At 41.7% G+C, this 7,529-nt stretch carries 5 protein-coding genes and 1 pseudogene; 3 read left to right on the plus strand and 3 right to left on the minus strand.

Going from position 1 to position 7,529, the window contains the following annotated elements; genetic code table 11:
- The 3 genes and pseudogenes from O9323_RS17035 to dnaG all read left to right on the plus strand — a co-directional run.
- Window positions 1-105: pseudogene (locus O9323_RS17035) on the plus strand (IS630-like element ISMae24 family transposase); the annotation flags it as partial.
- 36 nt (window positions 106-141) lie between these two features.
- The gene (locus O9323_RS17040) at window positions 142-1,278 is read left to right on the plus strand and encodes a beta-ketoacyl-ACP synthase (protein WP_002753375.1); all 1,137 of its coding nucleotides are present in this window, start codon (window positions 142-144) and stop codon (window positions 1,276-1,278) included.
- Between the two features lie 88 nt (window positions 1,279-1,366).
- Window positions 1,367-3,247, plus strand: a complete 1,881-nt coding sequence (gene dnaG, locus O9323_RS17045; protein ID WP_002753376.1) for a DNA primase — start codon at window positions 1,367-1,369, stop codon at window positions 3,245-3,247.
- 12 nt (window positions 3,248-3,259) lie between these two features.
- On the opposite strand, the gene O9323_RS17050 is transcribed toward dnaG, so the two are convergent.
- The 3 genes from O9323_RS17050 to O9323_RS17060 all read right to left on the minus strand — a co-directional run.
- Window positions 3,260-4,498 (minus strand): glycosyltransferase family protein, encoded by a 1,239-nt coding sequence (locus O9323_RS17050; protein ID WP_149107666.1) that lies wholly within the window; start codon window positions 4,496-4,498, stop codon window positions 3,260-3,262.
- Window positions 4,499-4,644: 146 nt separating this feature from the next.
- On the minus strand, window positions 4,645-5,805 hold the full coding sequence (locus tag O9323_RS17055; RefSeq protein WP_002734722.1) for a nucleotidyltransferase family protein: 1,161 nt from the start codon (window positions 5,803-5,805) through the stop codon (window positions 4,645-4,647).
- A 705-nt stretch (window positions 5,806-6,510) separates the two neighbouring features.
- Window positions 6,511-7,529, minus strand: a 1,019-nt coding sequence (locus O9323_RS17060; RefSeq protein ID WP_288125459.1) for an RNA-guided endonuclease InsQ/TnpB family protein, incomplete at its 5' end; no start/stop codon positions are given.

Genomic DNA, 7,529 nt, shown 5'->3' on the forward strand with positions numbered 1-7,529 from the left:
GAATGGATTGAATTTAGCGCCTATAAAGACCGAAAGAGCCTCCTCGCTTACGTTAAAAAAGTGCTGGACAATTTTGGAGGCGAGTATGTAATTAATTTTGCCTAGGTACTTAACTGATAACTGATAACTGATAACTGATAAATGAATGTTGTGGTGACGGGAATTGGGTTGATCAGTTCTCTGGGAAATTTAAGTCAGAGTTGGCAAAGATTACTAGAGGGCAAAACTGGTATAACTAGACAACAACCATTTTCTGATTTACCCGCTTTACCCTTGGGTTTAATCGGTCACAAACCAGCATTTTTAGAGGATTTAACCAAAATTGCCCTGATTGCTGCCCTCGAAGACGCGAAATTAACCCCTCCCTTAAAGGATTGTGGTGTCACTATCGGTTCTAGTCGTGGTTGTCAGGGTTTATGGGAACGGATGGCAGCGACGGGAATAGTAGAAAACTGGTTAGATAGTTTACCCGATCGCGCCTCGGTATTGACCGCTAGATTGATAGAAACCGGCGCCCCAGTCTTAGCACCCATGGCGGCCTGTGCCACGGGCATCTGGTCGCTCGCACAGGCTGTAGAATTAATCAAAATGGGAGAATGCGATCGAGTTTTAGTCGGGGCGATCGAAACTCCGATCACTCCCTTAACTCTGGTGGGATTTGAACAGATGGGAGCTTTGGCGAAAACGGGCTGTTATCCTTTTGATAGAGCTAGGGAAGGCTTAGTTTTGGGGGAAGGTGGCGCGATTTTAGTCCTTGAATCGGAAGAACTGGCTTTAAGCAGAAATGCCGCCATCTACGGGCAAATTTTGGGCTATGGTTTTACCTGCGATGCCGATCATGTTAGCGCCCCGGCGGTGGATAATCGTAGCGCTACCAAAGCCATAGAACTATGTTTGCACAGAAGTCAATTAAGAAAAGATGAAATTAATTACATTCACGCCCACGGCACTAGCACCCGTTTAAACGATGAACGGGAGGCAAACCTGATCGCCAGCATTTTTGGTTCGCAAGTGGCTGTAAGCTCGACAAAAGGCGCAACAGGACACACTTTAGGGGCTTCGGGGGCATTAGGTGTGGCTTTTTGTTTAATGGCTCTGAAAAATCAGCTAATTCCCCCCTGTGTCGGTGTGCGCGAGTCGCCTTTTCAATTAAATTTAATTAGATCGGCTGTTAATTTTTCCCTGCACAATTGTCTCTGTCTTAGTTTCGGTTTCGGAGGACAAAATGCCGCCATCGCAGTGGGGAGATGGGGGAGAAGGAGAGGGGAGTGGGAATGATGAATGATGAATTGGGGAGACGGGGAGAATAAATAAAAGCAAATCTCCTGATAACTGATAACTGATAACTGATAACTGATAACTGATTATGGATACACCGCGACTACATCCAGATACGATCGAAGAAGTTAAACAAAGAATTGATATTGTGGATTTAATTTCCGAGAGAGTCGTCCTCAAAAAAAGGGGAAGGGAATACGTCGGTTTATGTCCTTTTCACGAGGAAAAATCCCCTAGTTTTACGGTTAGTCCTGCCAAACAAATGTATTACTGTTTTGGCTGTGGTGCGGGGGGAAACGGGATTAAATTCTTTATGGAGGTGGGGAAACAATCTTTTAGTGAAGTGGTTTTCGATCTTGCTAGAAGGTATCAAATCCCGATTAAAACTCTAGCAGTAGAACAGCGTCAGGAATTAGAACAGCAATTATCCCTCAAGGAACAATTATACGAGATAATGGCCGTGGCGGTGAGTTTTTATCAACACGCCCTTAGTCAACCCCAAGGGGAAAAAGCGTTAGATTATCTCAAGGTACAACGACAACTAACCCCAGAAACTATCGCAACTTTTCAACTGGGATATTCTCCGGAAGGTTGGGAAACTCTCTATCGTTATTTAGTGGAACAAAAGCGCTATCCTGTGGCTTTAGTAGAACAAGCGGGATTAATTAAAGCGCGTCAAAATGGTAGCGGTTATTACGATCAATTTCGAGATCGTTTAATGATTCCTATTTTTGATAGTCAAGGACGAGCGATCGCTTTTGGTAGTCGTAGTTTAGGTAATGAACAACCAAAGTATCTAAATTCTCCCGATACTCCTCTATTTGAAAAGGGAAAAACTCTCTTTGCTCTCGATCGAGCTAAACAGGCAATTATTCAGCAAGATTTAGCGATAGTTGTGGAGGGTTATTTTGACGCAATCGCTCTCCATGCTGCTGGTATCACTAATGTGGTTGCCTGTTTAGGAACAGCTTTAAGTCAAGAGCAAATTAAGCTACTTTTGCGCTACAGTGAAAGTAAACAAATAATCTTTAATTTTGATGCCGATCAAGCGGGAATTAAAGCGACACAAAGGGCGATCGAGGAAATTAACTCTCTAGTTTATTCAGGACAAGTTAACCTAAAAATCCTTAATCTTCCCGATGGTAAAGATGCCGATGAATTTCTTAAATCCCATACTGACGGGGTAAATAGTTATCGAGAATTAATCGAAAAATCTCCTTTTTGGATTGATTGGCAAATCTCGCAAATGTTGGTTAACAAAGATTTAAAACAGGGACTACATTTTCAACAAATAGCTAATAGTATGGTGAGTTTACTGCAAAAGTTAATCGATAGCAATCAACGCACTTTTTACCTCGATTATTGTGCTGAAATTTTGGCTCAAAAAGATGCGACTCGTTTGCCTTATATTTTAAAAAATCTCTCCAAACAGGTTAATAAACCTCAAGGAAAATCCCCAGCAATTAAGAGTAAAAACATCTTAGATAAATCCGAAAAAAATGGCACAGAAAAAGCCGAATGGTTATTATTATTAATCTATCTCCATTCTCCCGAATATCGGAGGCTCATTTGTGAACTTTTGGATGAAAAAGATTTAATTTTTAATGTCCCTGATTATCGTTGGTTATGGCAAGTAATTCTAGATTTAGAAAACCAAATTACTAAACCAAGAGATTTGATGTCAGCTTTACAGAATCATTTATTGATGATAACTACAGACAAAAATCGTGATTTTAATTCTTTATTTCACTTAAATGAACATACCAGTCAGGAAATTTTGCAACCAGAGGAACAAATTAAAGATGCTATTATAGCTATGGAAAAAATTAGTTTAATGGAATATCGTCGCTACTGTCAAGAACAATTAATTAATTCCCTGGACGGCAATCAACGGGAATTTTATCAGCAGGAATTCTATCAAACTGTTAATAAATTAATCGCAATTGATCCTCACTACCAACAAGCTTAATTATCTAATTGATTAAAAACTAGACAATTGTTCGGCAATAATAGATACTAACTTATCCACTGCTCCTGCTTGCCCGCGCACTGCCCGCAATTTTTGCCGGATAGCCTCTAATTGTTCGGGATTTTCTAACCAAGATCTAGCCATATTTGCCACTTCCTCTGGTTGTAATTCCCCCAATAATTCCGGAACAATTTCTGCACCGGCCCAAATATTTGGCCAGGCATATAAACGCTTTTTCCGCAACATATAGAGATTAATTATCTTAGCAAATAAAGAACCCACCCCCGGCAGTTGAGCTAATAAACCGGGTAAACCGTCCCAAGTTCTCATCGCGTCGAGTTGCTGAGTCGGTAGTAAAATAATCATCGGGATTGCCAGCGCCCCTAATTCAGCAGTATTAGCACCCACCGTCGTTAAAGCTAAATGACAGCGAGAAAGCTGGTTATGGGCGGGAAAATCGGTAATTAGGTCAACTTTTACCCCCTTATCTGTTTCTAGATAGGGTTTTTCGCCGTTTTTTAATTGGGCAGCACTCCAACCGGTTTTAGTGATCATCGGATTATAGCTAGGATCGGCAAATTTCGCCAAATAAGCTAAATTTAGGGTAGGAGCGACGGGAATTAAGAATTTAGTCTGGGGAGCCTGCGCGTGTATCTTTTCAGCAATGGCTAGGGTTAGGGGTACACCCTGGGCTAATTTCGAGGGTTTGGAACCCGGGAGGAGTGCAATTAAGGTAGCATCATCAGGGGTGATAGCAGTGGGCAAATCCACCATTAAATCGCCGATAACAGTAAATTTATGCTGATATTGTTGGGGAATATTATTTAATACACTTGTATTCATCACGGCAAAGCGATCGATCCCCCGATACCAACGCGCTTCCCATTCCGCATAGATAATCGTGCGATAACCCAAACGTTTACCGATGGTGAGGGCAAAAAATTGATCGCCCCCTAAAAATAAAACGATGCCCTTGGGGTGCCAATCCCAATTATCGGCGGTTTTTCCCCAGAAAAGAAAATTAAAGAAGTTTTCTGGCGACTGGACTCGATCGACCTCCGGATATTTCCTAACTACTTCCGTTTCCGCCCCCATAGAATGAGTACAAGGGGAAAGAATCACCGAAATCCGCAACAGCGATCGATCTTCTGTTAAGTTTTGTCGCAATCTCTTGACAACTGGACGCACCCATGTAGATATTTCTCCAGGACCATTGGAGAGAATGAGAAGATCAACAGGAGAATCAAACATGATAAGTAGTCGTGCAAAATTAATGTCTTGGTTAGGATAGGCAAAAGGCAAAAGGCAAAAGGCACTCATGCAAGGAGTGGTTAGATATGTGTAATTAATTTTGCTTAGGTACTTATCAAGTAAAAAGTTCCCCGTTGCGGTGTTGCCTACTTGCCATTGAATAAAGAACGAATTGCCTGATGTTTAGGGTGATCAAATTCTGGGGGAACCTTGCGGGTATCGGTAATCAACCAATCCAAGGCTGCCGCTTCCACATCGATCGCCGCGCCGGTTTTATCAACACAGTAGCGCCCAAAGACCAACTTATCCACCAAACGCGCCCCTGAACCGAGGCGAGAATATTCAAAAATAACGCTATTATCCACTGTTGCGCCGCCACAAATCCAACAATTTGGGCCAATCATACTCGGACCGACAATTTTCGCCCCGTCTTCAATGCGCGTCATTGCCCCGATATACACAGGTCCGGTAATATCGACTCGATCCCAGTTTACCCCCACATTTAAGCCCGTGTAGATGCCCGGTTTGACTTCGATGCCGGGGATAGCAACATTTTTAATTTTCCTGGATAACACCCCGCGAATTGCCTGCCAGTAGTCGGGGACTTTACCAATATCCACCCATTCAAAATCCATGTTTAAAGCGTAGAAAGGCGCAGCTTTAGCGACTAATTGGGGGAACAAATCGCCACCAATGTCGTATTTACTATTAGGGGGAATAAAATCAATGATTTCTGGTTCAAAAATATAGATACCCGTGTTAATGCAGGTACTCAAAGCTTCATCGATGGCGGGTTTTTCTTGGAAACTGAGAATCCTTCCTTCCTCGTCGCTAACTACCACCCCATAACTGGACACTTCCTCTCTGGGGACAGTTTTGGTGACGATAGTGGCGATCGCTCCTTTTTCTCGATGCCATTTAACGGCTGCGGTTAGATCGAGATCAATCAGCGCATCACCACAGAGAACCACAAAAGTATCGTCAAAAAAGGGATTAAAATCTTGAATTCGTCGTAAACCGCCCGCCGATCCTAGGGCATCACCGATTAACTCGCCCTCTTCGATTCTACCCTCGAAAGAATAGCCGATATGCACCCCAAAACGCTGACCATCGCGGAAATAACTCTCAATTTCTTCGGCTAAATGACTGACATTCACCATGATCTGATCAAAGCCATGCTGTCGCAACAGTTCCAATAAAAACTCCATCACCGGCTTTTGTAAAATCGGGATCAGGGGTTTGGGAATCGTATGGGTAATCGGACGGACACGAGTTCCTTTGCCTGCCGCCAAAATCATGGCTTTCATCGATATTTATTTCCTTTTGCGATCGAGGTTTGTAATTAAATCATGCCTAGTGTATCATTACTGGCTCGGAATCAGTGGTTATCGATCCTCTTGGGGGTACCTCGAAAAATAGATTTACTTCAGCATTGCACCGCCTGAAACCCTGATCAAACCTTGGTTTACTCTCAATTAGTGCGAAGATTTTCTCAATAAGTCCAATTGATCGAGCTACCCCTTGAGTAATTGATAACGGGAAAAAGTGAGAGATTTAACCCAGATTACACTGATGGACAAAATTAACAAATCAACTTTGCTGTAACTCATACTACTCAGTCCTCTAGGCTAAGATGATCAAAAAAACGCAAGTTTTTAAATTGATGGGCAAAAAAAGTTTAATTTTAGCCAATAACCAAGGCGTTATGTCTAGGCTACCTCGAAAAATCGAATTTTGAGGGACGGAGCGCCTTGTTAGTTCTTGAAAATAATTCCCTCTTCATCAATGTAGATCAAGGAGATTTCCTCGACCAACACTTTGTTAACAAAATCTTTTATTCGAGGTGTCCTTGAGCATTAGATCAACCTAGACTCCTTGCCTAATTTCCCCAACAATCCGGTTAACCCCAAGAAGTCTAGGCGAAAAATGGTGAGCAAAAATTTGACTACTTGAGATATTGACACTCCCGTCGCTAAAAGCGAGGGATTCTTGGTTCACTGACTCAAGTTGTCTTAGCAGGTATTTCTACCAACCAAAATAGAGCTTAAATCTCCCCAAGCGTTTAGGTCTAACGACCAGCTTCCGATATGCCCTATCGTAGCTTTTTTGAGTATATTCAAGGCCGCCATTTTGTCTCTATCTTCCACATATCCGCAAGAACAAACATGAGTTCTGACTGATAGAGACTTTTGGATTAACCGACCACAATTAAGGCATTCTTGACTTGTATAGGCTGGATTAACTGCAATAGTTAATCGGCCGTATTTAATGCCAAAATACTCAATCCATTTTCTCAATTGTGACCAACCAGCATCATTAATACTCTTGGCTAGTTTTCGATTACGCACAAGGTTCTTGACTTTTAAATCTTCATATGCTATCAAGTCGTTTGACTGAATTAAACGGAGTGCCAATTTTTTAGCAAACTCTTCTCGTTGCCTACTTACTTTTAAGTGTCCCTTGGCGTATTTTTGACTAGCTTTTTTGTAGTTATTAGACTGCTTTTGTCCTCTCTTAAACTTTTTCGACTTTCTTCTATTCAGTTTATTAAGACGCTTCTCGGCTTTTCGATAATACTTAGGAGGCTCTACTGTATTCCCGTTGCTGTCAGCATAAAGATATTTTAACCCCATATCTAATCCTAGGCAATGACCCGTCGATTCTGATTGTGGGGTTATATCTCTAGCATCGAGTTTTAGCATTAACTGGCAATAATATCCATCAGCCCTTTTAACTATTCTTATCCGTTGAATTTGCCATTCTTGAAAATAAAACAAGTCTCGACTACCAATTAGTTTTAACTCCCCAATGTTTTTTCCATCAGTGAAAGTTATTCTCTTGGAATTTCGATTAAGTTTCCAACCTGACTTTTTAAACTCAACAGAATGAGTACGTTTAGAGTATTTAGGATATCCTTTCTTACCAGCAATTTTGTTCTTACAGTTATTATAGAACCTAAGAATAGCAGTCCAAGTCCGTTCGCAAGCCTGTTGACAAGCTGTAGAGTTAAGGTCTTGAACAAAAGGGTATT

It is taken from the genome of Microcystis sp. LE19-131.1A, from assembly GCF_027532015.1.
GTDB lineage: Bacteria > Cyanobacteriota > Cyanobacteriia > Cyanobacteriales > Microcystaceae > Microcystis > Microcystis ichthyoblabe_A.

Excerpts from the sequence above, each read along its gene's own strand:
- O9323_RS17040 (WP_002753375.1), top strand. The coding sequence starts at position 142 with ATGAATGTTGTGGTGACGGGAATTGGGTTGATCAGTTCTCTGGGAAAT.
- dnaG (WP_002753376.1), top strand. The coding sequence starts at position 1,367 with ATGGATACACCGCGACTACATCCAGATACGATCGAAGAAGTTAAACAA.
- O9323_RS17050 (WP_149107666.1), bottom strand. The coding sequence starts at position 4,498 with ATGTTTGATTCTCCTGTTGATCTTCTCATTCTCTCCAATGGTCCTGGA.
- O9323_RS17055 (WP_002734722.1), bottom strand. The coding sequence starts at position 5,805 with ATGAAAGCCATGATTTTGGCGGCAGGCAAAGGAACTCGTGTCCGTCCG.